Raw genomic sequence first — 25965 nt, forward strand, 5'->3', positions numbered from 1 at the left:
ATATCTAATTCTTATCTTTCTACTGAAACTTTTTAGAAAACACACCATCGCTGATATACTTTTTATTGAGAGAAAAATCAAGTTGTTGTACATCAATTTTAGCTAGTCCATTTTCGTAAAAGCAATCGACAAAGCTGACCCGATTCTTCAAAATATCCGCCGCCTCTATTGACAGTAGTTGCCTTTGATTTTCACTAACAACAATCGCAGGTGAGTCAGTTGACAAAACCTGATTAAATGCTGTGGAGTCAATCATTTTAAATATAAAAATCGAGTCCTCTTTGCTTGCAAGATCTTCTATTGGTGTGTCATAGACAAATGAAACAGTCGGATATTTCTTCTCTATCAGCTCTCTATTGTATTTTGCGCCTTTGGGATGGACTTTAAAAATCACTTCATACCCGTCTTTCACCAGTTTTTCCAGTAATGTATTTTCATAACTTATTTTTCTTAAATCGTCATCCACACCATAAAACTGGATGCCTCCTGGACTGCAAGTTCCAACATAGATAACTTTCCTTATCTTTTTTGCGTCGACTATATAATGTCGTCCACAACTATTTTCAGTTTCGATCTCTCGCATGGGTTTAAAAAAGTTTTCCTTTAATCTGTTAGAATACTTTTTATTAAGAAAATCAGCATCAATCTTATTAAAAACATAAAAGTTATCTGGTATTTCATATTCGATAAAAAGGCGGGGATCAAACGGGTAGTCTAAATGACGAATTGCTCCAGAATGCATTGTTGCGTTGGTCTTTATTCCCTTTCTTTTGAGCACTTCAAAGATTACCCTAGTAAAGTAGTTGCCACAAGTTCCCGAATAAACCTCTTTAAAATTTAACTTTTTTTTATCAAGATATTTTAAGCTTTCATTGAAATCACGCTCAGCTTTAGACATGATAGAATAGACTATTTTTCTTAATGTATTTTCTTCTTTTTTATCCTCTATAGAAAAATGAGAACATACATTTCTTATAAAAATTTCAATCGCACGAATTATCTTGTCATCGCTACATAGTGTATTCTCTTTATCATTTTTTTTACAAGGGAAAAATAAGCTCTGGTGTACCTTGGTATATTTCACACCTTCTTTTTCTAGATAATCATAGAGCCATGGATTACCATTAAAAACTACAACTCTATCCCCTAAAGCAGAACCGGTGAATAATTTCAAGTTAGAAGCGAATCGCTTCAAATTATCTTTCAATGGATTAACTAAATCTTCTTTGTAAGGTTTAATCAAAGGGAGTGTGTTTTCCTCGAAGAAATCAGCAATATAAGAACCAGCAAGGCCATTTCCTCCGGCTCTTTCTACAAAACTCACCTTATCTAAATACCTTATAGATAGTCCTTTAGATAAAATATCTTTCTTGATTTTTATCATTTTTATAAAGTTAGCGATGTTTATTATTAATATTTTTTTACTAATCCTAATAACTGTTCCTACAGTTTGATCATCATCATATATCGATAGAAAACAATATAGATCTTCCACAATCTTTTTGAAATCATCTTCGCTAAAACACAATCCTTGCTGACACTTTTCTTGATAATCAATAGAAGGCAAAGAGTATATATCTAGATAGAAATCTGTCATGTTCATAACTGCTTGCTTAAAGTTTAATGAATATATTTAGTAAGGCTCTATTTCTTTTCGTGTATTAGTTAGGGCTATTTAACCTTGACTCTCTACACATCTACAGTAGTTTTTCAACAAACATCGTATATTTAAAGTAACCTTAGTTCAGATGTATTACAGCTTTTTTTAACTTTGCAGGGATTGCCAGCTGAAACGCAAAAACTAGGAATGCTTTTTGTAACAACACTACCGGCACCAACTACTGCATTTTGTCCTATTTCCACACCCGGAAGTATTATTGAGTTGGCTCCTACCCAACAACCTTTTCTTAATATCACTGGCTTGACTTCTTGGTGGCCCTGATTCGATATGACTTGATTCGGCTCATCAAACTTGTGGTTCGAAACGTAAATGTGAACACCACTACCAATTAGCACATCGTCTTCAATAGTTATATGTTCTCTATGTATACATGTATCTTTGGAAGCAAATAACATACTTTGGGGCCTGATAGTTACTCGTGAGCCTATAAATATTTGGCTTGCGCACACTGCATAAGCCCCTGGCCTAAACTCTGCATCTTTACCAAACTTTCCAAACTTATGCTTACACAGCCAATATTGAAGCTTAATTGAATGGAGCAAGAAATGTGTTAATGGCATATCAGGGCCTAACCTATCTTCTTTTAACCAAAAGATTATTCGTTTAAACATATTAGATACTAAACCCATCATCAACTATAAGATTTTGACCAGTTACATTGGTTGACTGTTCCGAAAGCAAAAACAGTATAGGCCCTAAGGTTTTTTCTACATCTAGCATACCAGCTCCATACGTTTTATTCTTGTATGCTTGTAAAAACACTTCTGGTTGGTGATCAAAAATCCCACCAGGGCTGACACTGTTAATTCGAAAGCGACTATCATTAACGTAAGAAGCTACATACTTATTAAGATGTAAAATCGCCGATTTTATTGCAGCATACTCTACTGGCGTCGTCATATTTGTATTTTTGTATATTTCAAACTTTGGAGCTACTACACCGTAAATGGATGAAATATTCACTAAAGAAAAAGGATTTTGTTCACGCTTGAAATATGCAGCACATTGCTGAGTAAAAAGAAATGCACTCCCCAGATGTAGAGACAAATTCTCGTTAAAACTATCCAAACTCACATCAAAAAAATGCTTACCATAGGTTTTATTGCGCGGGTATGTGGTGTTGACGGCACCGTCTATCTGATCATCCTGTTCTTCAAAAAAGCGTTTCACACTTGCTTCATTCGTGATATCTAATTCACTAAAAGTGAGCTTTCCCTCTAGAGTGTTAACGCCTAACGCAGCTAAACGTTCACGCATTGGATCTAGGCTAATGTCCGCCGCGATAACTGTTGCATTTTGTTTAAGTAAGGCCGGGACTAAATGACTACCCAAGAGCCCACCAGCACCAACAACCAAAATAGTTTTATTGCTCAATAGGTTTTCCATTATTTGCTAGCCCCCATAATGACTTCTGCCAACATAAAATCGTAAATATCATCGATATCTACAGCTCGCTCTTTAGGTACTTCAATACTGGTTACAGTACCAGAAAAAATGCCGTAGTTATTCAGAACAAAGTCGGGAGTAGAAACATAAGCAACTGTGGTGATATCAAATACCTCAGGCGCATCTTGTCGACGAGTTACGTCACTAATTGGTTTGTTAACGAGTTCTACCATCCCTGAGCCTGTCTGCTTGACCATATTAAAAAACGGACTCCGGCTAGCTGGTGTAACGGAGATACACATATTGGCTTTTTCGGTTACACGTTTAGTGATTGCATTTTCGACATCGTCAATGCTTCTTAACGGACTGGTTGCCGGTAAGCTAACAAAACCTTTAAATTCGCCATGGTGCTCATTGACCCATTCTATCGCATGACGCCAGGAAAGCCATTCTGGGCTCGTGTCATTTGCCAGTACCTTAGGGCGGTCAATGACAATTGCACCGCCTTTTTTAGCTACTTCAGCAATCTCAGCATCATCGGTAGAGACAAATACTTGGTCAATCGACGGAGCAGCTAGTGCAACATCAATTGAATACTGGATCAAAGGCTTACCTGCCAATGGCCTAATATTTTTGCCCGGCAACCCTTTAGAACCGCCTCGAGCAAAAATGAAAGCATGATTTGTCATTAGATAATTATCCTGTTATCTCATCTGACGTTACAGTAATTGGATAACGTCGTTTTATTTGTTCGATCAAAGTGATACTTTGTGCAGCCTCGGTAAAAGAGACGGCGTGATTAGGTTTGTCGTTAATCAACCGAATAAAATCAGAGACCATTGTTGTATACATTTTATTTTTGTCCCACGTTGGCTCGCTATATAGCACCTGATCGCCTTGAGTAGAGACGAGGCGGATTTCATTGCCAATTAAATCCCACTCTAGTACACCTTTGCTACCAACAAAGCGACACTGTCGATACGGTTTACGCTGTAAAAAATCTAGGTGAAGATGTACAACCGCTTGTTGGTCAGTGCTAAGCAACATATCGGCACTGTCTTCAACGTCTAACCCTAACTCGTCACTACGACGTAAAATCGCGTGCTCTAATGTAAGTTTGCCAAGTAACCATTGGGCATAATCTAATTCATGACTAAGCTCAAGTAATGCACCACCACCTAAGTCTGACCTTGCAGAGACACTTTCTCGGTAATCTTTGTTTGGACGCCAATCTGGTAAATATTGGCCAACCTCGATATGAGCATGATAGAGCTGGCCCAAGATGCCAGAGTCAAGCAATCTTTTCATCTCAACAGCAGAAGACAAATAGCGCATACAGAAACCGACTGCTAATGGTGTCTTATTTTGATTCGCAGCTTCTTCTAGTTGCTTTAGATCATCAAGATTTGACGTCACTGGCTTCTCAATAAGGATAGGGATTCCAACTTTAATGAGGGGAGTTGCATGTAAGGCATGAAAAGTCGCGGGTGAAGCAACAATCACTAATTGAGGTTGCTGTTCAATTAAAGCATCGATAGAAGCGACTATATGATCAGCATCATTCACAGGCTCTTGTGGTATCCTGCCACTGGCTGACATCGCATAGAGCTTTGCATTCGGAAAAAGCTGTTTTAAATTTCGGCGATGACGGATAGCGATATTACCCAAACCAATAACTGCAATGCGTTCCATTAATCTAATCCTATGGTCTGAATATCCACTTGTGCACGATTAAAATCATCCATCCGTCCAATATCTAACCAATACTCGTGAATTGGAAACATATAAACTTGATTGTTCTCTTCCATATGTTGCTCTAAAAGAGTAGGCATATCGATATGTTGATTTTTCGGAACTGATTGAACCACATGAGGTGCCACAACATAAATGCCCGCATTGACGAAAAAGCGCTGAACGGGCTTTTCGACCATACTCGTCACCTTGCAATGCTCACCTTCGATAACACCATAGGGAATTTGGTATTCGTACTCCCTCACACACATGGTCGCATCGGCGTTGTTGTCATTATGGAACGCTAACAGTCGCTCAAAGTCCACATTGGTCAATACATCACCATTGATCATAATCAGCGGAAGGTCGTTAGGTAAGTTATTTGGAAGTAAACCTAATGCGCCTCCAGTCCCCAAAGGTGACTCCTCGTGGACATAAGTGATATCCACCCCTAACCACTTACCATCGCCAAAGTGCGCGCTGATCCGCTCTGGCATGTAATGAGTCGATATATAGAAGTTAACAAAGCCCGCTTTCGCAAAATTACGGATGACAGTTTCCAAAATAGGCTTATCACCCACTTTTAACATCGGTTTTGGGCAATCATCGGTTAAAGGTTTTAAGCGCGTGCCAAACCCCCCGGCCATAATAAAAACAGGATTTTGATAAACAGGCTTTTGTGGAGCATTGAGTAACGCTAAATCAACTAGCTGCTCTTCACTATTCAGCAACGGGATTGACAAAATCCCTTTCTCTTGCATTATTGCTTCTAATTCAGCGCGTGGCGTTGAGATAGGTGCTGTTGTCGGTGATGGATTCATGACTGCCGTGACCAAGGAATCCAAGGTGACATTTTTGAGTAACCCGCGACGAATGTCACCATCCGTAATGACACCCACAAGGCGGTTATTAGCTTCTACAACTAAGGCAACACGTAGCGCTTCGCTATCGATGATTTGTAATGCGTCTTTGATTGTGCTGTTTGTTGATATAAGGGTATTTTGCCAGCGATAACTCATAAAGAACCTTTTACGTGTACTTTTCAGTGCTTCGAATAGGGTAATGTGTGGCTTCTTTATCCAAGCACATCGTCAAGGTCGCCCCCGCAGCGACAATTGCATCATTTTTAATACTAATATTTTGCAAAACCGTCGCGTTAGCACCGATAAAAACGCCCTCATCGGTAGTCACTTGCCCACATAGAACCGCATTTGGCGCAATGTGGTTATGTGCCGATATGTAACAATCATGTTCAACTAGCGCGCCCGTGTTAATGATCGTGTTCTCGCCGATCGTCGCGCCTGTTTGAACAACTCCTCTGGTTAAAATCTGCGCACCTGACGCGATGCTTGCGTATGGGGAAATGTACGCATCATTAGCGATGACCGTTTCAAATTCATACCCTTGCGCGGTGTAACGCTGGTATAACTTTTGACGTAGCGGCGATCGAGGCAAAAAACCAATACCGTTAACCAGTTTTATATCCGCAGCTGAAAACTTATCGATGGCATCGTCACTCTGAAAATACGCAACACCATCAAAAATTGGCCGTTCGCTTACGTCATCGGGACTGATCACTGCGATAATTTCACGCCCTTGCCCCATTAATATGTCAGCTAAAACACTTGCATGCCCGCCACCACCAATCATGATAAGTGGTTTCTTTTTATTCAACAATCAAATCTCCGGGCTGGTAATCTTGACTTGCCTCGCAATCGAGCAAGTCCCAATATCGATAGGGGGATAGACCCGTACCAGGGCGCTTGATGGTGACATTGCCTGAACTAAAAGCATCACCCGCCGATATAGCTTGGCTCGCCACCAAGCTTTTTCGCGCGACCGCTTTATTTTTGGACTCCGACACGGTAGGAGACTTAACCCCTGTGCCAAGTGCCGCTTCGACATTTCGGATAGCATCAACCATATTACCAAGCTCATGCGGCTCCAAAGACGCTTTATGATCGGGGCCTTCCATATTTCTATCTAAGGTAAAATGCTTTTCGATCAATACTGCACCACGTGCAGCGGCAGCAATCGGAATCGTAATCCCTTCACTGTGGTCAGAATAGCCAGCCGATAATCCAAAGGCATGACCGAGAGTATCCATTGCTCTGAGATTAATTTCCGTTACCGGTGCAGGATATTCAGTGGTGCAATGTAAAATAGTCACTTTCTCCCTCAGCGCCTTCTGCCCTGCTTCTGACGCATAAGCCTGCTGAAAAGCCGTTAGCGATGGAATGGTATCAGTGGGTGCAGTATAACCAAACGCAATCACGCCCAGCGCCATCTCAACCTCCGATAAAGTTGACATGCCGGTTGAAACAATCAGATCACAACCGGTCCGCGCATGCTCCAGCACCAGTGGCGCATTTGTTAATTCACCAGAGGGTAACTTGAGCCGCTTTAAACAGATGTCATTGACAAGAAAATCCAAACTTTCAGAATCAAATGCCGTCGAAAGAAACTCGATACCCAACGATTTGCAATGCTGAACTAACTGGTGATGGGCTGCATAGGAAAGTTCAAGCCGGCTCAACATAGAAAGTTGCGACTCTTCCTTCTTTATATTAGCGACTTGATAGTCAGCCTGCACAGCATGCTCTGTCACGAGACTTTTTGCTTTAAAGGTTTGAAACTTCACAATGTCTGCACCGGCTTGGTGTGCAGCGTCCACGAGTTGAAATGCTAGCGCTTCATCACCATTATGATTGACACCCGCTTCGGCAATAATTAGCGTCATAAAATCTCCTTGATTAACATAAAGGCTTCTGCTGCTTCAGCATTACATTGAGTTCCGCGTACACAAGCTAAAGACTCAAGGGCTTTTCGTGAGCGAGGAAACGGAAAATCAGCCACTTCAGATTCAAATATTTCTAGGATATCTAGCTTTTTCTGCAAATATGGTGTTATATCGACAAAAACATTGGGACGAAATCCCCCATCTTCTGGCTTAGTGCCAAAATCTGTCTCCGACATGGTTTCATACGCTAAAACTTTTTTGATAAAAGGATAGCGGAATGATTTAGTCGCTGACATCACAGCATCAAACACTATTTCATGATCACTATGAGCGTCGTTGCGATAAACAGTAAATACAATATCAGGTCGTATCTCACTAATTAAACGACTTATAGGACCAATGATGTCACTCTTGGACAACATCTCCAGTTTTGCTGGTGAAAAATCTAATTCATGTCTAGCGGAGAATGCATATTTTTGATGAACCTTTTGTATTTCAGATTTTCTTTTTTTTATTTGTGAGTCTGAAAACCCTGCCTCAGCAGTCATTCCAGTGACAAGTAGCCAATGAACTTGATGGCCTTGCTCAACTAGCTTTAGGATTGTTCCCCCACATCCTAATGTTTCGTCGTCAGCATGAGGAGAAACAATTAATACCGCCTTATCATTCAACATACAGTGGGTCCTCATGTTTTTTATATAAAGTAGAAAAATCTATGGTCTTTATAAGTTCAACAGCTTTATCCGTCGCATGTCCATCGCCATAAGGATTAGATAATCCGCGAATAAATGATAAGAAATTTTCGTCTTTGACTTTCTTGAGAGCATCTTTCACTTGATGCAAATCAGAGTCTGTAAAAATAACATTTCCCGCCGTCAAACGCCCACGCTGCCTCAGGCCAATATTAATGCATGGAACTGGTACGCTTGCAGCCTCAAGAATACCCGCCGATGAATTCCCGATGATTAAATCACAACATTTAAACAACTGAACAAATAAATCTCTCGGTAAATTCCCGTACAAGGAAACATTTACGTCGTTAGAAACCTTTTTAAGAGCTTCCCTAATCCCTGAATAACCAAAATCACTATTTGGTAAACCAACAAAAACATGATAACCATTTTCAACAAGCTCATAAATAACATCGTTGACAAGGCTTGGAGCTATTTCTATTTCACTATCAACCGGATGAAAGATAAAAATAGCGGCCGGCCTTGTAACTCTATGTCCTGCAACAACCTCTAATATATCTTCGCGAATAGGTACCTCTTTAAATTTATCTAATGCAACACTTCCAATGTTAAAAATCCTGCTTGGTGGCTCACCTATCTTAAGCAGCCTTTTTTCATGCTCTATAATGCTAACAAAATGGCAAGTTGACAATTTAGATACCGCATGTCGGATCGGATTATCTATATGTCCATCACATGCATGATCACCACCGAAAAAATGAATAGTAGGAATTCCTAGATAGCCACCAAGAAGAGCTCCTATCATAACGTCTTCTCTATCACCAGCATAAATTATTAGATCTGGCGAAAATGAATTAACTATATCAATACTCGACAGTAATAAAATCGAGGCACTTTTTAATCTAGCTGAATTAGAATCAGAGTCAACCAAGCTGTCAATTTGACATAGGATATTAAGGCCATCACTCTTTATATCTTCCACAGTTAGGCCGAACGATGGTGAATTATGACAACCTCCCACTAAAAGACGGAGCTCTATACCAGGCTCTTTGTTTAGCTTCTTATAAACATAACTCATTAAGTCATATTCGGAGCGAATTGATGTTATTGCTAAGATCTTCATTAAAAAACATCCGACATACACATTTGAACATTGAAAGAAATCTCATCCTCCATGTTAAATGCTCGGTACCCAAACCTATATGGAAATAATACATCCATATCATCCTCATTCTTTATATCAGAACATGGTGAAATTATATTCACAGGCTTGTCTGGTTGAAATCCAAACAAATCATTAACTGTATCATAGTACATAAGATCATATGCATTATTTATTTTCTTTACACCAATTCCATAATGAATATCCCAAGTTTGATTCGGTTTATTACAGCGCCACTCTTTAACTTTTTTTTCTGACATATCAAGCTGAAATGAACCTGCAATCTCTGCTTCCTGTATAAGAGAGCATTGAGAATGCCAATCATTAGGATGAACCTGTCTTACTTTATATTCATCAGGTACTATCCACCCCAACCTTTTCCTAAATCCTGCTATAGAATTATTGTTTGGAAATCCATACACAACGCTTGGAGTTTTATTTGTCTCAATCTTACCATATACTCTTTCGGCTAGTAATTGGAAAAGGCCAAACCGGCGAAAGTCAGTTGATACCATCGTTGTCATTGACAAATATCCAATGAGATTTTTTTCTTTATTTGTTAGCACCTGAGGTATAACAGCATAATGCCCAATAACTTTTCCATGAAACACAGCTAGAGAAACTATTGGTGGCCCACATGGGTTATCCAGATATGCCCACTCCCATAGTTCTTTATCTAACTCTTTTCCAAAACACTCAGAAAAAAGGGATTTAATTTGAGAAAAAAAACTCACCAGAACATCTATGTCATTAACATCTATGTATTCTATTTCACCTTTCATAATCAGAACTCTTTAACTTTGTTTTTTTAAATTCGGGATATATATTTCCGCACTACCAGTAATCACTTTAGAATTGCCGACTTTGCAATACGTATCAAAATAGACTCGCCTTCGTTCTAAATCTATATCTTTAACTTTTACATAGGCCGTAACTGTATCGCCTATATAAACTGGTTTTCTAAACTTAAGGTCTTGAGAAACATATACACAGCCAGGACCAGGAAGTTTCATCCCAAACAAAGCAGAAAAAAAACTTACACTAAACATTCCATGTGTAATTCTTTTCCCAAACCTTGATTTTTCCGCATATAGCTCGTCCATATGGACTGGATTTCTATCACCAGAAATATTTGCAAAGTTCTTTACATCAGCTTCTGATATTGTCTGAGAATAGGACTCAACCATACCAACTTTAATCTCTTCCAACATGTACATAATTTACTCTCTTTTGTTAGCTCTTTGGTGCTTTAGTCACTAAATGTTGGGAAACTGGGTAGATTAATCAGGTGCGCTTCAATCAATTCTGACTGTGTGAGATCGCCACATAACGCATGCTTAAACATCGGTAATCGGTGCATTAACTGCCAGATAGGCCGTGTCATTACGCCAGCGTCGTTCGTCTCAGAAAGCAATGTATTTCGGGTTTCCTGATCAGGACACAAAATCGCGTTTAACCAATAGTTTGATGAGGCATACGCAGGCTCAGTAATAAACCTTACATCACTATTGGCAAAAAAGGCTTGATACTGCTGAGCAAGCTGCCGTTTTTTGGCTAAATAGCTTTCTAACACTTCCATTTGTGCGCAGCCTAGTGCTGCGTTCAAGTTTGGCATCCGATAGTTAAACCCTGGTTCGTCGTGATAAAACTCATAAGGATGCGGCACTTTGGCTGTTGTGGTGACATGCTTCGCGCGCTGGCCAAGAGTCTCATCGGCGCACAGCACCATACCCCCGCCACCGGTTGTAATAATTTTGTTGCCATTAAAGCTGAGTGCACTGCACTGCCCAAAGGTGCCAGTATGTCTACCTTTGTAGTATGAGCCTAGACTTTCCGCTGCATCCTCTACTAGCGCGATGTGCCACTTTTCACACACCGCCACCAGCTCATCAAGCTCAACGGGATGGCCAAAGGTATGCATCGGCACAGCCGCTTTAATGGTCTGTTTTGTTTCTCGGTGAATACAGCCTTGCTCGGTTAATTCAGCATGTTCTTGTAAGTAGTGCTCCATGGCTTTTGGACAAAGTCCTAAGCTAACGGGAGACACATCAATAAATAACGGCTCTGCGCCCATGTGATAGACGGCGTTGCAGGTTGCCACAAAGGTCAGGGCTTGCGTGATCACCAAATCGCCACGTGTCACGCCAGCAATATGCAATGCCGTATGCAGCGCCGCGGTACCGTTCACCGTTGCGACAGCGCGGAGGCTCCCGGTAAAACACGCGACACGCTCCTCGAATTGCGTCACATATTTACCAACACTGGAGACAAATGTACTGTCGATAGTGTCGGCCACATAGGCCTTTTCATTGCCATTAAATGTCGGGGCATGAAGCGGAATAAATTCATTGGTTTGGTAGAGGTCCCGCACAAACTCAACTAACTGATCAGACGCCATGGTGCACCTTACATTTTTCCATCTAAGTATTTACCTGTTTCTTTATGCCCAAAGCCCGGGATCATCTTAAAAAACAAGGCAACAATGTCCGCTTTCGTCCACGACTGTTGTCGCTTCATCTCGCCGATCTCTTCTTCAAAAAGGGCTAACAACGCATTTTGATAATGTGGTTCATTTTTTATGATGCCCAGATGTTGGAAACGGGCCATATCTAGCGTCTCGTTATCAGTGAAAAACTCTTCAAAGTCCTTCTCACCCGTGGTGTCGCTCTCAGTAAACAGGCAAGGCCATTTACCTTGTGCAGGAAGCGTCTTCGCAAGCGCCCGCGCTTCTTCTTCACTGTCGCACAAGTGAGGTTGATAGCCTCTATATTCTAGGTACTTAACCGCGATATCGGCGAAAGAGATGAGGTGTAAAGACTCACTCAACTTGGGGAAGAAGATGTCGCGATTTTCACCAAAAATGCACGACATTAAGCAAAGCTCACCAGACTCCTGCGGCGTCACGAAATAGCGCTTGATATCGTTGGGGGCGACAATGGGCTGTTTTTTGAGCAACCGCTGATTAAAGCCATGAAGCAGGGAACCGTCAGAAAATGCGACGTTGGCAAAGCGTGCGGTTGAAATGGGGAGCTTTTCACTGCTACGCATGAGGAACATTTCCATAATACGCTTTGATGCACCCATCATATTAACTGGGTTGGCGGCCTTATCGGTCGAAACGCAAAAGTATTTTTTTGCCCCCATTTTAGCCGCTTGATCAACAGTTTTATTGGTGTTAAACACGTTAGTTTCGATCATTCGCATCAACGTGAAAGGATCTTTTTCACTCCGAACATGCTTCAGTGCCGACAGGTTCAAGACGTAGTCGTACTGACCGTCAGCTTTAATAAATGCATCATACTCCAGCGAGCCAATATCAAGTGCGAACGTTTGGAAATCACCGGTGATATAGCCGATTGCACTGCGCACATCTCTTACCAGCTCAACCAGATTGTTTTCACTAATATCAACAACATGCAGCTTTTTAGGATGACGCTTGAAGATTTCTTTAGTGACCGCTTGCCCAATCGAGCCTGCGCCACCCAAAACGAGAAAACGCGATGAAGCGACAATCCGCTCAAGTTCAGCGCTTGCGCTTTCTATGTCTGAGGAAAAAAGCGCTTCCTCACGACCGATGAGTTGTAAAATGTTATCCATTCAATGCCTCAGCTATGTGCTGCCATATTTTTGAAAATTGCATTTTTTTCGTAAAGTTCAGCATACGTACCGTGATCAATGACTTTGCCCTGTTCAAGCATATAAATACAATCACACTGCTGAACAGTACTGAGCCGGTGAGCGATCATAATAATGGTTTTATTGCCAGCAAAGTCATGGATGGCATCCATCACTAGCTTTTCAGTAATGCCGTCTAGCGCACTGGTTGCTTCATCAAGCACTAACACATCTGCATCATCATAAAGCGCCCGCGCTATACCAATTCGTTGCCGCTGACCGCCTGACAACTGCACACCGCGCTCCCCTACTCGGGTATCTAAACCGTTTGGCAGCTGCTCGAGTAATTCTTCTAAATGCGCCATCTTAGCCGCTTTGCGAACTTTCTGTTCGTCAATTTCGTCAACTGGTAAGCCAAAGGCGATATTTTCACGAATAGTGGCATCGGAGAGAAAAATACTCTGAGGAACAAAGCCAATATTGTTTTGCCATGCACGCACGTTCTCGGCTGTGATTGGCTTTCCATCGACCTTTAAGCTACCTTGGCTGGGCTCAATAAGGCCGAGTAAAATGTCAATCGCTGTTGATTTACCAGATCCTGACGCCCCTACTAAGCCAATCACTTGATTTACAGGTAATTCTAATGATAGTCCTTGTAGGGCTGGATCTTCTTTACTCGGATATTGAAAGGTGACATTATTCAGCTGAACATGATGTGTAGGTTTGAGTTTGTCACGTGTCGAGCTAGTTTCAGCCGCGTACTGGCTAGCAATAAGATCTTGTTCGAGGTTATCAAACGCCGATAGATTACCTCGAATTTGTGCCACCCCCGTATAAATTTGCTGGAATGCAGGGAGCAACTTGAAGCCGGCTAAAGCATATACTGATAAGATGGGCAAAATTTGCCCTGGATTGCCGTCGTATGTTTTGACTAAATAAAGCACCAGAAAAATCACCGAACCGAATGCGATCAGCTCCATCGCATAACGCGGTGCTTGTGATAGCCCCTTGGTAACGCCTTGAGCATGGCCAAACTTTTCACTAGCACTTTGGTAACGCTGATTAAAGTCAGTTTGTCGACCCAATAATAACGTATCTTTAATCCCGCCAAATCCCTCATTCATTAAGGTGAAACGTTGTCGGTTGGCACTGGTGATATTAATACCGTTTTGGGACAGTTTTTTACGCACAGTCCGATAGAGAATGATATACGCTATAGTAAAAACAGCTAGTCCAGCCAAAGCAACTGATGGATTGTAAACAAAGACCGCAGATGCCATAACTATCGCGAGTACAGCCTTGGCGACCAGCTGCATAGTTGGTTGAATAATAGTTTGAGTTATTCGGTTTGTCTCTTGCGCAACTTTATTGGTTAACTGACTGCTGCTTCCTCCTGCATGAAACAGCCAAGACTGACTCATATAATAACGATAAAGGCGCACAGATAATTCAGCTCCAACTTGTTGTGCATAGAGAGATAATCGCCAGGAGGTATACATAGAAATGATCGCCGCTATAGTAAGAGATACGAGAACAGCAACACCCACCCAAAAAATAAAATCGGTTGGACTAGCTAATCCGCTATATTGATATAGATGCGCGAGCTTCCCGTCTCCTTGGAGTTGCCCAATATCCCCAACCAGAGCCATAAAAGGGCCAATAGCAACTACACTTGTTAGCTCGGCAAAAGCCATTAACACTACCAATATTTGCAGCCGGACAAGTCTTTTACGTTGATCTGCCGTTAGTAGATTAAACAGCGTTTTTAAACGGTTATACATTTAGATTCAGTTACCTTTCGGGCTCTACCCACGCTACCGCCATGAGGTGTCGCTCCCCCTGTGCGCATAGTCAGAGTTTGTGTGACTGTGCAAGGCGCACGGTCAGTACATTTTAATGGGTTTTGAGTTTACCTGCTAACTTTTGTGGGCAAAAGGCTTAGTGGCGAAAAGTCGAGGTTGCGCAGGCGGTGTGGTGGGTTTTTAGGCATTAATCCGCGAATTCCTTGAGCTTGGTACGCAATGCTTGCTGAGTCTCGGGTTCGCCGTGGATTAAGTGGATCTGCTTGGGAGGTGGTTGGATGCCTTGCACAAACCTCACTAAGTCGTTTTGGTCGGCGTGGGCGGAGTAGCCGGAGATGGTGTGGATTTGCGCGTTAACGTTGACTGGGGTGTTGTCTATCCACACCTTTTTGTTGCCTTGTTGTAACTCTCGCCCGAGGGTGTGTTGGGCTTGGTAGCCGGCAAAAATCACATCGGTGCGTTTGTCTTCAAGTAATGCGGCAAGGTAGTTCATGATGCGTCCGCCTTGGCACATACCGGAGGCGGCGACCACAATGGCTGGCTCGCCGGTTTGTTTGAGGCGATTCACCAACGCCATATGTTGACTGTGTTCATCAATGGTGATGCATTGCTCAAAGGCTAGCGGATGGCGGTGTTGGTTGAGTTTGGTTTTGGCCTCTTTGCTCCACAGCTTTTTAAACTGGCGATAGTGACGCGTCACCTTTTGCGCCATGGGCGAGTCGAGAATAATAGGGAACGCATCATCAAGCTGTTTTTGGTGAATAAGCTGCTCAATATCAAATAATAGCTCTTGAGTGCGGCCGATACTGAATGCGGGGATCAATATCGCGCCACCGTCTTCGAGTGAGCGTTGAATAATAGCCTCTAGCCGCTGTGCGCGAGTAGTGACGGACTCATGGGTTTTATCGCCGTAAGTGGACTCTAAAAACAAGATATCGGCGCGACTTGGCGGGGTTGGGTCGGGCAATAATGGCGTGTTACTGGGCCCTAAATCGCCAGAGAACACCACCCTTTGTTGGTCCGGCAGTTTTAATTCGACATAGGCCGAGCCCAAAATATGCCCGGCCGGTTGCAAGCGCAAGTAGGTCGCAGGCTGTCCTTTTTGCTTGGGCTTTAGCCGGTGCCAGCTGTTGTAAGGCAGAGTCACCATCAACTGGCGGATACATTCTAGTACCCGCTGACGATGGCCATAATCCATATTGAGTTGCAGTTTTAAAGTGTCGTCAATTAACAGTGGCACCAAGGCGGCGGTGGCTTCAGTGCAATAAATAGGGCCGTTAAAGCCCCCCGCCAGTAGCCATGGCAGTAAGCCACAGTGGTCGATATGAGCGTGCGTGAGGATCAGCGCGTCAATGCGTTTGCCATTAAAGTTCACCCTCGCCTCTCGAGCGTCATCACCTTGGTATTGGCCGCAGTCAATCAGCAAGCGTAAGCCGCTTGGTTTTATATTCACTTGGTGACACGAACCAGTCACGGTTTGATAGCCACCATGGTGGGTGACGGTGAGGGTTTTATTGTCTATTGAGGTGTTAGGCATGGCCACGTCCAGGTTGTTGGTTCAAATGTTGTCATCGTCGCCCATGGTATCTATGTACCTACCATCTTACTCATCATCTGTTCTATCAACGGGCTTGGGTGACCGGTGTCGTCGGTGAGAAAATAGGTATGACCCCAGAGGGGATCGAAGTGGTCGTTAAAGGCGTCGCAGTCGGTTACCGTCACTTTGTTGGCGGGAAGCGCGTCAAGGTTTTCAGGGCCGGTCATACCGAGGCGGCGGGTGACGGTGCGGTGACGTACATTCACCACTTTTGAGGCGGCCATAGCTAAATCATCAGCGGCATAGTAAATATGCACTTGTTTGGCGGCATCGAGGACGGCTCTTCCTGGCTGGTGCGGCTCTAGCGCTTGGTTATCAACATCGGCGGCCATCATAAAGATATGCCGAAACCATTGTGGCATGGTGTCGAGCCCGGCATGTTGGTGCCAGTGGGTAAAGGTGCTGATGAGCGTGCGATTCCCCATGGAGTGCGCGAGTAGGTTCATGCGCCGTTTGCACGGTTCAGTTTGTTGCTCAGGGGCGCGACGCCAGTTATCAAACATCGCCAGTAAACGACTAAACGCCAAGCCGGACGCGGTGGCGGCAAGTTGATCATCCCAGTAGTCATCAATAACGCCAAGCCGGCCATCTTCATCACACGGCCAGATAATCGGCACCACCAGTATGGCGTTAGGTGACAGGCGATCACATTGGTGTTGTAAGGTCTGCGCCATCGGGAAAATATGGCTTTCCATTTGGTTGTTATAACCATGGAGCAAAAAGAGTATCTGGGTATGCGTGGGCAAGGCTTTCAGTTTGGCCATAAACGGCTCTGCGGTGATCTCTTGGTATTCACCCTGCCCGGCGCGTTGGCAAAAATACACCCATTTCGAGATATCGGTGTTTTGGTTATCAAAGCTGAGCCAGCGGCCAGCCTCACTCGTCGACCCTTGTTCGGGAATACGGCTGGTAATAAATAACATGGCATCATCCATCGGTTATGAATGTGCGATGAGATTACGCGAGATCGATGGTTGCGTTGTATGGTGTTAAGAGGATTTTGCGAGGGAGAAGACGAAAAGCGTCAGCCCAGCCAATGACATCGCCGATATATAAACCAAGCGCAGGAAGTGCGGCTTGGTGGTTTTGTAACGATTTCAGTTCATGGTTCAAATTCCGTATGCATTCCCACGCAGGAGCGTGGGAACGAGTAAACGGCATCGTCGAAATATAAACCAGGCGTAGGTCGGCATAAGCGCCTTCTCGGTCGCGCAAGCTTGGGGGGATTTCCGCCGCGCGTCATCCGACATTAGTGGTAAAATTGGCGCCGATCGTGATAGGCGCCCGTTGGCAATGTGCCCATATCCAACAATGTCCCGGGGCTTGTGTCACCTACGCCAATGGCACCATCGACGTATAGTTTGTGGTGCCAAAAATCAATCCGCGCCGAACAAATCGCGGGTGTAGACTTTGCTTTCTACATCACGGATCTCGTCAACCATGCGGTTGGCGACAATCACATCGGCGCGTTGTTTGAAGGTATCCAAGTCTTTGATCACGTCTGAGTTAAAGAAGGTGTTTTCTTCAAGCACGGGCTCGTACACCACCACTTCAATGCCTTTGGATTTGATCCGCTTCATGATCCCTTGAATGGCTGAAGCGCGGAAGTTATCTGAGCCCGATTTCATTACCAAGCGGTATACGCCTACTACTCTCGGCTCCCGCTTGATAATCGCATTAGCAATAAAGTCTTTGCGGGTGGTGTTGGCATCAACAATGGCTTGAATAATGTTGTTGGGCACGTCTTGGTAGTTGGCGAGTAGTTGACGGGTGTCTTTGGGCAAACAGTAACCGCCGTAGCCAAACGAGGGATTATTGTAGTGGTCGCCAATGCGTGGGTCTAGCCCTACACCTTCAATGATCTGGCGTGCGTCCAAACCGTGGGATTCGGCGTAGCTATCCAACTCATTAAAGTAAGCAACGCGCATCGCCAAGTAGGTGTTGGAGAAAAGTTTTACCGCTTCAGCTTCGGTAGAGTGAGTAAACAAGACGGAGATGCCCGATTTGACTGCACCTTGTTGCAACAAGGTGGCAAATTGGCGCGCGCGCTCGGATTGCTCGCCGACAATGATCCGAGACGGATACAGGTTATCGTAAAGCGCTTTTCCTTCGCGTAAAAACTCAGGCGAGAAGAGAATGTTTTCGCAGCCCATTTTGCGTTTAATGTCTGCGGTATAACCGACTGGCACGGTCGATTTAATTACCATCACCGCCTCCGGGTTAATCGCCATCACATCTTTAATCACTGCCTCGACTGAACGGGTATTAAAGTAGTTGGTCTCAGGATCGTAATCGGTGGGGGTGGCAATCACCACAAAGTCCGCGCCTTGGTAGGCCTGCTCTTTGTCTAGGGTAGCAGTAAAGTTTAGTGGTTTTTCTGCTAAAAACTGTTCTATTTCGGCATCGACAATCGGTGATTGCTGGTTGTTTAAAAGACTGACCTTTTCTTCCACAATGTCGAGTGCAACCACTTCATTATGTTGCGCCAGTAACATGGCGTTTGACAGGCCTACATAACCTGTTCCAGCAACGGCAATTTTCATTGGATTTTCCTAAGTATATGTTTTGGGAGAGAAGCCATGCGAGCCTAAAATTCCCTGGGCGTCAATAAGTAAACATTCAAACTATGTGCCGAGTCAGGGCTTATGCCACCTAGGTTGATGGTATCATCGACGCTCATAGAAGCACTACTCTGTATCTTCTCGCTTAAACGCAAAACGTACGAGTACAATAGCCACACCCAGCATTCCACCGAGCAAGAAGCCTAAAACAGTAATCAGTTTGCGTTTAGGTTTTATCGGTGACGTGGGCTCTGTTGCTGGCTTCACGACTTGTATTAATTGTGTCGAAGGATGATTAAGCATTGCCAGCTTATAGGTTTGCTGAGCGGCATAGTCGCTCAAAGAGGCACTAATCGTTGCAGCGCTTGTGTCACGAATTTCGGCTTTTAAGACATCAACTGAGTGCTTTAATTTTTCGCTAAGGTGGGCTTTGTAGGCTTGGTTAGCAAATTGCGCCACACTCGTGACTTGCTGGTAAACTTTCGCAGGATCGGTTCCCTCGGCAGAGAGTTTAATCACCTCCTCTCCTCTAGCCACTTCATGAGTGACATTAACTGGCTGGCCAGATAGAGCTGATAATCGTTCGGTGACAGACCGTGAGAATAAATTGATTTCTAGTTCTTGGTTCACATAAACAAGGCGTTCATTCTCTTTATTTGCAAGTCCATAGGGATCCACCACTGCCGATATGGTCGCTTGGGCACTGTACACATTGGGCTGAGTAAATGCGTAAGCCGCGGCCACCAGCATACAAAGCATACTTAAGCCAATCACCCACCATTTTCCCTGCCACAAAGCGGCAAACAGCTCTCTGAGATCAATTTCATCATCGTGGGGCTGTTGAAAGTACGGTGGTGCCACATACTGAGGCTGTGCAGGTTGCTGTTTATCGCTCACTCTATTGTCCCTATTGTTTATTTATTTTTTGCTTGTTAGCAATTGTTTAACCCCTAGCGGTCGGCAGTGTTACCTGAGTGCTATGCTCGAACAGTCAGATGACGCTTATGATAGCGTTTACGTATAGGTTGCAAAAGTGTGCAGCCATTATTTTGCTCTCATTTCTTCTCACTTGGCTTAAAAAAGCACACCTCTTTTAAACCACAGTTCATGCAGGCATGGGGTTATCTGTCGTGTCGGGCACCAGCATGTTTAGGTTGTATTGACACTCTTTTTGCAACTGCCCCGAGTAATACAGTGAGGTTTCTAGGTTGCAATACCGCCCTTGCCTCGCAGCACTGAGCCAGTTGTAGGAGCCAACCGCCATGTGGCTGTCGTCCGCCATCACCATTTTGCTGTGCACCCCATCGACAATATAAACCTCAATATCGAGAGCCTGTAGCCGTTCGATACACTGGTCGAGTTGTTGCCGCTTTTGTGGATCATGCCGGTTGTTATGTGTGGTGTTGAAGTGCCTGTCTGTGTAAATCGTCACCTTCACGCCACGTTCAACTGCCTGCTGCATCGCGTTATCTAACCCCGTTTCTTGTAGTGTTCTCGCTTGCAGCCAAGGCGATATAATATCAACCCGCGATTCGGCATGCGCGAGTAACGTTATAAGGAAGTGATCATGTTCTTGCGCATTCCATAAGGTTTTGGGTTTATCGCTAAAGCGCAATAAATCAGGCCTTTCTACTGGCGCAACGGTCAGCGCGTTGTTATCACGCCATAGCAACATCTCGCCCAACACGTGGCGTGGTGAGCCCATGCGTGCATGAGTAAGCATTTGCATATCAGCAAACACAATAAAACTGTCTTTCGCACGGGAGACCGCCACATTGAGCATGGTGGCATCTGTATCGATAAACTGCCCGTCCAAGTGACGGCTGTATACATGAGAAAAGATCACGAGTTTTTTCTCCGCACCTTGCAATGAATGCACGGTGCCCACTGTCATTTTCTCGTCCCCCTCACAGAGAATGCCATTGTCTTTACAGGCTTCTTTAATGGCGTCTACTTGCGCTCTAAAGGGGGTTACCACGCCAACCGCTTGTTCTAGTGGAGCCCCAAATTGGCTTTCTATTTGCTCACGGTTGTCTCGCAGCCAATGAGCAATGGCTATCGCCTCGACACGGTTCGACGTGCTCCCTGCCTCTCGGATGGCGGCACCGTCAACGTGGGCATAGCCCAATGCCGGAAACCGTTCACTATTCGTTTCTTCTGAGTGTTCAGCCGGGCCGCGCTTGGGTAAGAGTAAGCCGTTGTAACACAGCCGATTACAATATTCGATAATATCGTCATAACAGCGCCGATGCTCTCTAAGTAACATCCCTGGCTCTGCGTCTGAGTGATAATGGATATGACTTGCCTGTTGCGCCACGTGCATCACACTGCCTTGCGTAACCAAGCGTGCTATTTCTTCGGTTTCTTCGTAGTCATCCGCCAGCGCCTGTAAACCAGCACTGAACAGGTTCCCCTGATCAACCACGGAAGAGAGTGAGCGCACTGGTTGAATTTGTTGGGTATCTCCAATCACTAACGCTCTTTTGGCAAAAGCCATACTGGCCCCTGCTACTTCTGGGGAAACTTGCCCGGCCTCATCAACAATCAACCAGTCAATACTGTTGAATAGATAATCAGTTATAAACTCTCCCGCACTGTGGCGTTTTATTGTCATGTGAGAGGGTAGTGCATGAAAGGTTGAGACAATACAGGGAGTCAGCATCATGCGTCGACGCCAACGCGCCAAGCTGGCTTTTTCGCCACTTTTTTTCGCCTGGCTATCAAGATTTTTTCCCAAGGCGTAGCAGGCTAACAACCATCTCACCTCCCAATAGTGGACAGTGACTCGAAAAACAAAAAAACGGACATGAGTATCTAACCACTTGTCCATGGTATCAATGTCGACAATCTGATCTTTGCCACTCGGCGGCGGAGCACTGTATGTGTCAAACAACATATTACAGATACCCATCCACTTTTGCTGGTACGTCAGGTACTGCTGCTGACAGTCATACAACGCATCAAGCTGTTGCTTTTTCGCTTCTCGCTGTTTTTCTTGCTTTGCAAATGCCTGATTGAGAGCGGCTTCAAATCGATCGATACCATACTCTCGGCACAGCGCCTGCGCGGTATCACAAAGCTGGGTATCAACAAAGTGCGCATAGCTAGCATGGCGCTTTCTTTTTACGGCGGGTAAAAACGCGAGCGTAGATTCGATTAGTGATTCTTGTGATAAGAAAAAACGCCACTGATTCAGGCTTCCCTTTAGGGTTTGGCTAGCCGCTTGAAGCTCTGCTAACTCAGTTTCATGTGCAGCTATCACTGCGGCTGGATCGCTACCTAATTGCTGGTGATATACCTGCCGCTGCTTGTCGTAGTCGAGCCAACCTTGTTGTACGTTTTGTAGTTGGTTCATCGCAGTTTGCAGCTTGCCGTGCAATTGCTGTTTTATCTCTTTTAGCGCTTCTTTTGGTTCATCACTCAAGGCAAGGCTCGGAAAAGCCTGACGTGCTCTATCAATCAAGTAATGTGTAGCGCTATACAGGGTATCTTTGTTTTCTAGGCCATTATAAAAGGCATCCGTTTGATAGAACTGATCCGCTTCTTGTTGTTTTGACTTTGCTGGCAGATAACCACCGTAGCTTACGATACCGGGCAGCCACCGCCCCGCCATCGGACCGTCACCTTCACCGAAGTCTTTACCAAACGCTTCAATAATATTGGTGACCGCTTGGTTATTGGTCGATGCGGCAACAATAATAGGCGGCTCACTGTCTTCTAACGCTGCTTTAGCCCACAAGGATGCCACAGTCGAGAGCACAAACGTGGTTTTGCCCGTCCCTGGAGGACCATTGATGGCTAGCATATTGGCTGATTCAATCGCTAGCGTGCTGGTCAGGGCATCACGTTGCGCATCGGCAAGGGGAAATGCATCACCGGAATGCGCAATTCTCGTACTTATCGACGTGGCATAATCTTCACATGGCCGTCTGTTATTGCACGTGTAGGTGGCGTAGGTATTGAGTAGCGGCAATGTCGGCTTGTTTTCACGAATCAAGTCATACGCATTGATGATATGAAATGCGCTACCTGACGTTTCAATTTTTTCTAGATAAGCACCGTCGGGTGACACTTCATACAAGTCTTTAAAGCCCCTTTCGTCTAAGTAGGCTTTGCAGACGGAGGCGTATAGATCCCGCGCCGTGTTATACGCCTGATCCCATACTATCGCGTGCTGTTCTGGGTTATCACGCTCCAACTCCTCAACATCAGACTCTGTTAAGCACTGTATCGACGCGTTAGATAAAAAGTGATCGACCTGTTCAACGGTTGACACGGTTATCACGTCTTGATGCTGAGGCGCAAGGGTGTCACGGGAGACGAAAGGCGCAGACGCGGGATAGAGTCGGCCTGATCGCGTTATCCACACGGGGCAAATAATCGGCGCGATATAATACGGTAAGGCGCTGTTTTTCTGCTTCCCGTGCTCGATGATATTCCTTTTAACAAACGCAAACGTCCATATATGCGCTTTAACCGCAATGGTATCCGCCGGTTCATTGCTGAATAATTCACCGTCATTTTCTTCTGAGCTCAGGCAGCCTTCTACTAATGAGGAGGAAGAGATATTACGTTTTTGTGCTAACTCCTTTCGGTTAAAAAATCCCTTGGTACTGTCAGCATCCGCTAAACAGTTACGCCAATACGCGGCCCACTTCATCCATTCCATGCTTTATTGCTTATATCTCAAATTTAACTGCGACTAGGTTAGCGTTTTTAGATAAGGGATAAAAGCAACTTGGACAATGGCTGTGAGGGTGAAAATGGTTTGAGATCATCGTTCGGTGAGCAATACATAGCAAAAAACCGCCACGAAGGCGGTTTTTTTTAACGATGGCGGTGAGAGAGGGATTCGAACCCTCGATACGTTGCCGTATACACGCTTTCCAGGCGTGCTCCTTCAGCCACTCGGACACCTCACCATGTTGTGTGTTACGCGAGCTATTTATTGAGTGGTCTAACCTACCCGCTGTCGCGTTAACGGGGCGTACTATAGAGAGTTGCCGCTTTGCGGTCAAGCTGTTGGTGATGGCTTTGGGTTTAAATGGCTATTCCATCACCAAAAGCATCGCTATGTCTGGAAAAACTGAGCTAACTCCACCCGATTCAGTCGCCAACGTGTTGAGCAACAGTGTACGAGCGATGGAAGCAACCACACCTGAAAGCTGTTAAACTCATGGCATTGTTCAAAATACAAATAAGAGTGTTATGACGTTATCAGACTTTCTCACCCAGCATGCCGATAGCGAGCAGCTACTTAACGAAATGCAAACCCGTGGTGTGGTCACCGCGATGGCGGCCGCGCCTCATGTTATTAGCCCTAGCGAGTGGCTTCCTGTGATGTGGGGTGGCGAGGAACAAGCGCCGTTTGAGAGCCATGAGCAGTTTGAGCAGTACGCCAATCTGATTGTGGATATTTGGAATGAACAGCGTCAGCAGTTGTTGGAGAAAACCTGGCAATGGCCGGAAGGCTGTTTGCTGGATGACGCTGAGATTGTCAACCAAGCGACGCGCGATTTCGCCGAAGGATTGTTGCAAGGCTGGAGCCTGACCCGTGATGACTGGGAAACGCTGATGCCGGAAAACACTGACGGTAATGCCCTACTCGGCGGCGTAGTGCTGTCTATTAGCTTGCTTTACGACCCAGAAACCGCGCTTTCCACCATGGAAGCGCAAGGCGCGGAAGAGCTGGCACAGTTTGAGGAAATCTTTAACGCCATGCCTACCATGTTGTGTGGTTTAAGCCTCCACGGCGCGGCGTTGGCGGAAGATGCGGAGTAAATAACCGGTGGTGCCATTGGCGTAGGTGACACAAGCCCCTGCACGATGTTGGATAGGTGTAGATTGCCAACGGGCGCCTGTCACGATCAGTGCCAAATTTAACATCGGCGCCAAATTTGGCTTTCATGTCGGAGGCGCCGTGCAACGGGCGCGCGGCACACATCGTGATAATGATTGGCATTGTGCTGGCGCTTGTCCGACCTACGCCTGGTTTATGTTTTGCTGGTTTGTTAGGGGACGAAAATAGTTCCGGCATGATGTTGCGTATACGCAAGTTGCCAATGGGACACTGGTTGACTCACGCGGTTTCAGTATCACTACATTCCGTACTATCCAATGACTCGCCGTTGAGCAGCTTTTCAAGCTTTCTTTTGGCGGGCTTAAGCGACTTTTGCGTTCGCCAACGACTGATTAGTGGTACCTTTTGATATAGCCAAGCGCGTTTTTCTTTAGGGGGAACAATGCCGTCAATGATAAAAAACTGATTCGACTGAATAATGACGTTATTAAGGTTTGTATCAATAAAGCAGATATTCGTCTCTTTCAGATACTGCAGTAGCTCATTAAAGGTCTTTGATGCCTTTTCTCGAGATAGCTTGCCCTTCTCCAACAGGCTTAAAAAGGTTTCATTTTCGCTATTGCCAACAAAATCAAAGACTAACCCTTCGCCTAAATCTGTATCGATAAATCCATAACATTGCGGTAAATGGCTGGTATCTACATGCTTCTTGATTAGATACTGATAATAGTCCCACTCCCTTGCGTTCACATCACTCGGCTGGTTCGCTTTCATGATTTTAATGCACTTTGTTGGGTCGTGGGGATGTAGGTAACAGTCTCGCGTCTGTCCGCTGCCAATTGGCTTATGGTTCTGTAAATAGATCATTGTCTCTAGCCAGTTTATTATTCTTTTCGTCTAAAAAAGCAAACATGAAGATTATCGATCTGTCATCAGACAGTCAAATGTATGTCAGATTATTTCCGGCCATTTCTCACAGGAAGGACTAAGCGTTCACGAGAGGGTTGTTAGGGCGTGGGGAGCGCACGCAGACTGATGGCGGTGGGCGCCTGTCACGATCAGTGCCAAGTATAACCGCTCATGTCGGAGGCGCGCTTTAGCTTGGGTATTCATGATTAACACCGCACCGGCGCTTGTCCGACCTACGCTTGGTTTATATATCGATGATCCCATTGGCGTAGGTGACACAAGCCCCGGG

At 44.8% G+C, this 25965-nt stretch carries 22 protein-coding genes and 1 tRNA gene; 1 reads left to right on the plus strand and 22 read right to left on the minus strand.

The genetic code is table 11. From position 1 onward, the window contains the following. Nucleotides 1-19: 19 nt before the first annotated feature. From BZG25_RS10255 to BZG25_RS10355, 21 genes are all read right to left on the minus strand, one after another. A complete protein-coding gene (locus tag BZG25_RS10255; RefSeq protein ID WP_131826111.1) occupies nucleotides 20-1597 on the minus strand; it encodes a hypothetical protein in 1578 nt (525 codons plus the stop codon). 131 nt (nucleotides 1598-1728) lie between these two features. Beyond that, nucleotides 1729-2292, minus strand: a complete 564-nt coding sequence (locus BZG25_RS16210) for a DapH/DapD/GlmU-related protein (RefSeq protein ID WP_077639041.1) — start codon at nucleotides 2290-2292, stop codon at nucleotides 1729-1731. Between the two features lies 1 nt (nucleotide 2293). Next, complete coding sequence (locus BZG25_RS10265) at nucleotides 2294-3067, minus strand: oxidoreductase (RefSeq protein ID WP_077639042.1); 774 nt, start codon at nucleotides 3065-3067, stop codon at nucleotides 2294-2296. Further along, nucleotides 3067-3756 (minus strand): cytidylyltransferase domain-containing protein, encoded by a 690-nt coding sequence (locus BZG25_RS10270; protein WP_077578136.1) that lies wholly within the window; start codon nucleotides 3754-3756, stop codon nucleotides 3067-3069. The genes BZG25_RS10265 and BZG25_RS10270 overlap by 1 nt, the downstream gene beginning before the upstream one ends. Before the next feature lie 7 nt (nucleotides 3757-3763). Then, the gene (locus BZG25_RS10275) at nucleotides 3764-4759 is read right to left on the minus strand and encodes a Gfo/Idh/MocA family protein (protein ID WP_077639043.1); all 996 of its coding nucleotides are present in this window, start codon (nucleotides 4757-4759) and stop codon (nucleotides 3764-3766) included. Continuing rightward, a complete protein-coding gene (locus tag BZG25_RS10280) occupies nucleotides 4759-5817 on the minus strand; it encodes a nucleotidyltransferase family protein (RefSeq protein ID WP_077578134.1) in 1059 nt (352 codons plus the stop codon). Before BZG25_RS10280 ends, BZG25_RS10275 begins: the two co-directional genes overlap by 1 nt. 10 nt (nucleotides 5818-5827) lie before the next feature. Then, complete coding sequence (locus BZG25_RS10285) at nucleotides 5828-6475, minus strand: acetyltransferase (protein ID WP_241828694.1); 648 nt, start codon at nucleotides 6473-6475, stop codon at nucleotides 5828-5830. Then, nucleotides 6465-7538, minus strand: coding sequence for an N-acetylneuraminate synthase (neuB, locus tag BZG25_RS10290; protein WP_077578132.1), 1074 nt, complete (start codon nucleotides 7536-7538; stop codon nucleotides 6465-6467). Before neuB ends, BZG25_RS10285 begins: the two co-directional genes overlap by 11 nt. Beyond that, complete coding sequence (locus tag BZG25_RS10295; RefSeq protein WP_077639044.1) at nucleotides 7535-8212, minus strand: PIG-L deacetylase family protein; 678 nt, start codon at nucleotides 8210-8212, stop codon at nucleotides 7535-7537. Before BZG25_RS10295 ends, neuB begins: the two co-directional genes overlap by 4 nt. Further along, nucleotides 8202-9353, minus strand: a complete 1152-nt coding sequence (neuC, locus tag BZG25_RS10300) for a UDP-N-acetylglucosamine 2-epimerase (RefSeq protein WP_077639045.1) — start codon at nucleotides 9351-9353, stop codon at nucleotides 8202-8204. Before neuC ends, BZG25_RS10295 begins: the two co-directional genes overlap by 11 nt. Continuing rightward, complete coding sequence (locus BZG25_RS10305) at nucleotides 9353-10174, minus strand: GNAT family N-acetyltransferase (RefSeq protein ID WP_077578129.1); 822 nt, start codon at nucleotides 10172-10174, stop codon at nucleotides 9353-9355. Before BZG25_RS10305 ends, neuC begins: the two co-directional genes overlap by 1 nt. Nucleotides 10175-10186: 12 nt before the next feature. Continuing rightward, complete coding sequence (locus BZG25_RS10310; protein ID WP_077578128.1) at nucleotides 10187-10609, minus strand: MaoC family dehydratase; 423 nt, start codon at nucleotides 10607-10609, stop codon at nucleotides 10187-10189. Between the two features lie 32 nt (nucleotides 10610-10641). Continuing rightward, on the minus strand, nucleotides 10642-11790 hold the full coding sequence (locus BZG25_RS10315; RefSeq protein ID WP_077578127.1) for a LegC family aminotransferase: 1149 nt from the start codon (nucleotides 11788-11790) through the stop codon (nucleotides 10642-10644). An 8-nt stretch (nucleotides 11791-11798) separates the two neighbouring features. After that, the gene (locus tag BZG25_RS10320) at nucleotides 11799-12989 is read right to left on the minus strand and encodes a UDP-N-acetylglucosamine 4,6-dehydratase (RefSeq protein WP_077578126.1); all 1191 of its coding nucleotides are present in this window, start codon (nucleotides 12987-12989) and stop codon (nucleotides 11799-11801) included. Between the two features lie 8 nt (nucleotides 12990-12997). After that, nucleotides 12998-14788 carry an ABC transporter ATP-binding protein gene (locus BZG25_RS10325; protein ID WP_077578125.1) on the minus strand — a complete coding sequence of 597 codons (1791 nt, stop codon included), beginning with the start codon at nucleotides 14786-14788 and terminating at the stop codon, nucleotides 12998-13000. A gap of 208 nt (nucleotides 14789-14996) precedes the next feature. Further along, a complete protein-coding gene (locus BZG25_RS10330) occupies nucleotides 14997-16346 on the minus strand; it encodes an MBL fold metallo-hydrolase RNA specificity domain-containing protein (RefSeq protein WP_077639046.1) in 1350 nt (449 codons plus the stop codon). Between the two features lie 50 nt (nucleotides 16347-16396). Beyond that, nucleotides 16397-17329 (minus strand): alpha/beta hydrolase, encoded by a 933-nt coding sequence (locus tag BZG25_RS10335; protein WP_077578123.1) that lies wholly within the window; start codon nucleotides 17327-17329, stop codon nucleotides 16397-16399. A 453-nt stretch (nucleotides 17330-17782) separates the two neighbouring features. Next, a complete protein-coding gene (locus BZG25_RS10340; protein ID WP_077578122.1) occupies nucleotides 17783-18949 on the minus strand; it encodes a nucleotide sugar dehydrogenase in 1167 nt (388 codons plus the stop codon). Between the two features lie 144 nt (nucleotides 18950-19093). Then, entirely contained in the window at nucleotides 19094-19864 is a 771-nt protein-coding gene (locus BZG25_RS16065; RefSeq protein ID WP_077578121.1) for a Wzz/FepE/Etk N-terminal domain-containing protein, read from the minus strand. Nucleotides 19865-20072: 208 nt separating this feature from the next. Continuing rightward, nucleotides 20073-23636, minus strand: coding sequence for an AAA domain-containing protein (locus tag BZG25_RS10350; protein WP_077639047.1), 3564 nt, complete (start codon nucleotides 23634-23636; stop codon nucleotides 20073-20075). 165 nt (nucleotides 23637-23801) lie between these two features. Continuing rightward, a tRNA-Ser gene (locus tag BZG25_RS10355) sits at nucleotides 23802-23889 on the minus strand. 286 nt (nucleotides 23890-24175) lie between these two features. On the opposite strand from BZG25_RS10355, the gene BZG25_RS10360 reads away from it, so the two are divergent. Further along, nucleotides 24176-24748 (plus strand): UPF0149 family protein, encoded by a 573-nt coding sequence (locus BZG25_RS10360; RefSeq protein WP_077639048.1) that lies wholly within the window; start codon nucleotides 24176-24178, stop codon nucleotides 24746-24748. A 298-nt stretch (nucleotides 24749-25046) separates the two neighbouring features. Here BZG25_RS10360 and BZG25_RS10365 read toward each other — a convergent pair whose 3' ends face one another. Further along, a complete protein-coding gene (locus BZG25_RS10365; RefSeq protein ID WP_077639049.1) occupies nucleotides 25047-25634 on the minus strand; it encodes a YrbL family protein in 588 nt (195 codons plus the stop codon). Nucleotides 25635-25965 lie beyond the last annotated feature (331 nt).

This window comes from Salinivibrio sp. ML198 (assembly GCF_001996015.1).
GTDB lineage: Bacteria > Pseudomonadota > Gammaproteobacteria > Enterobacterales > Vibrionaceae > Salinivibrio > Salinivibrio siamensis.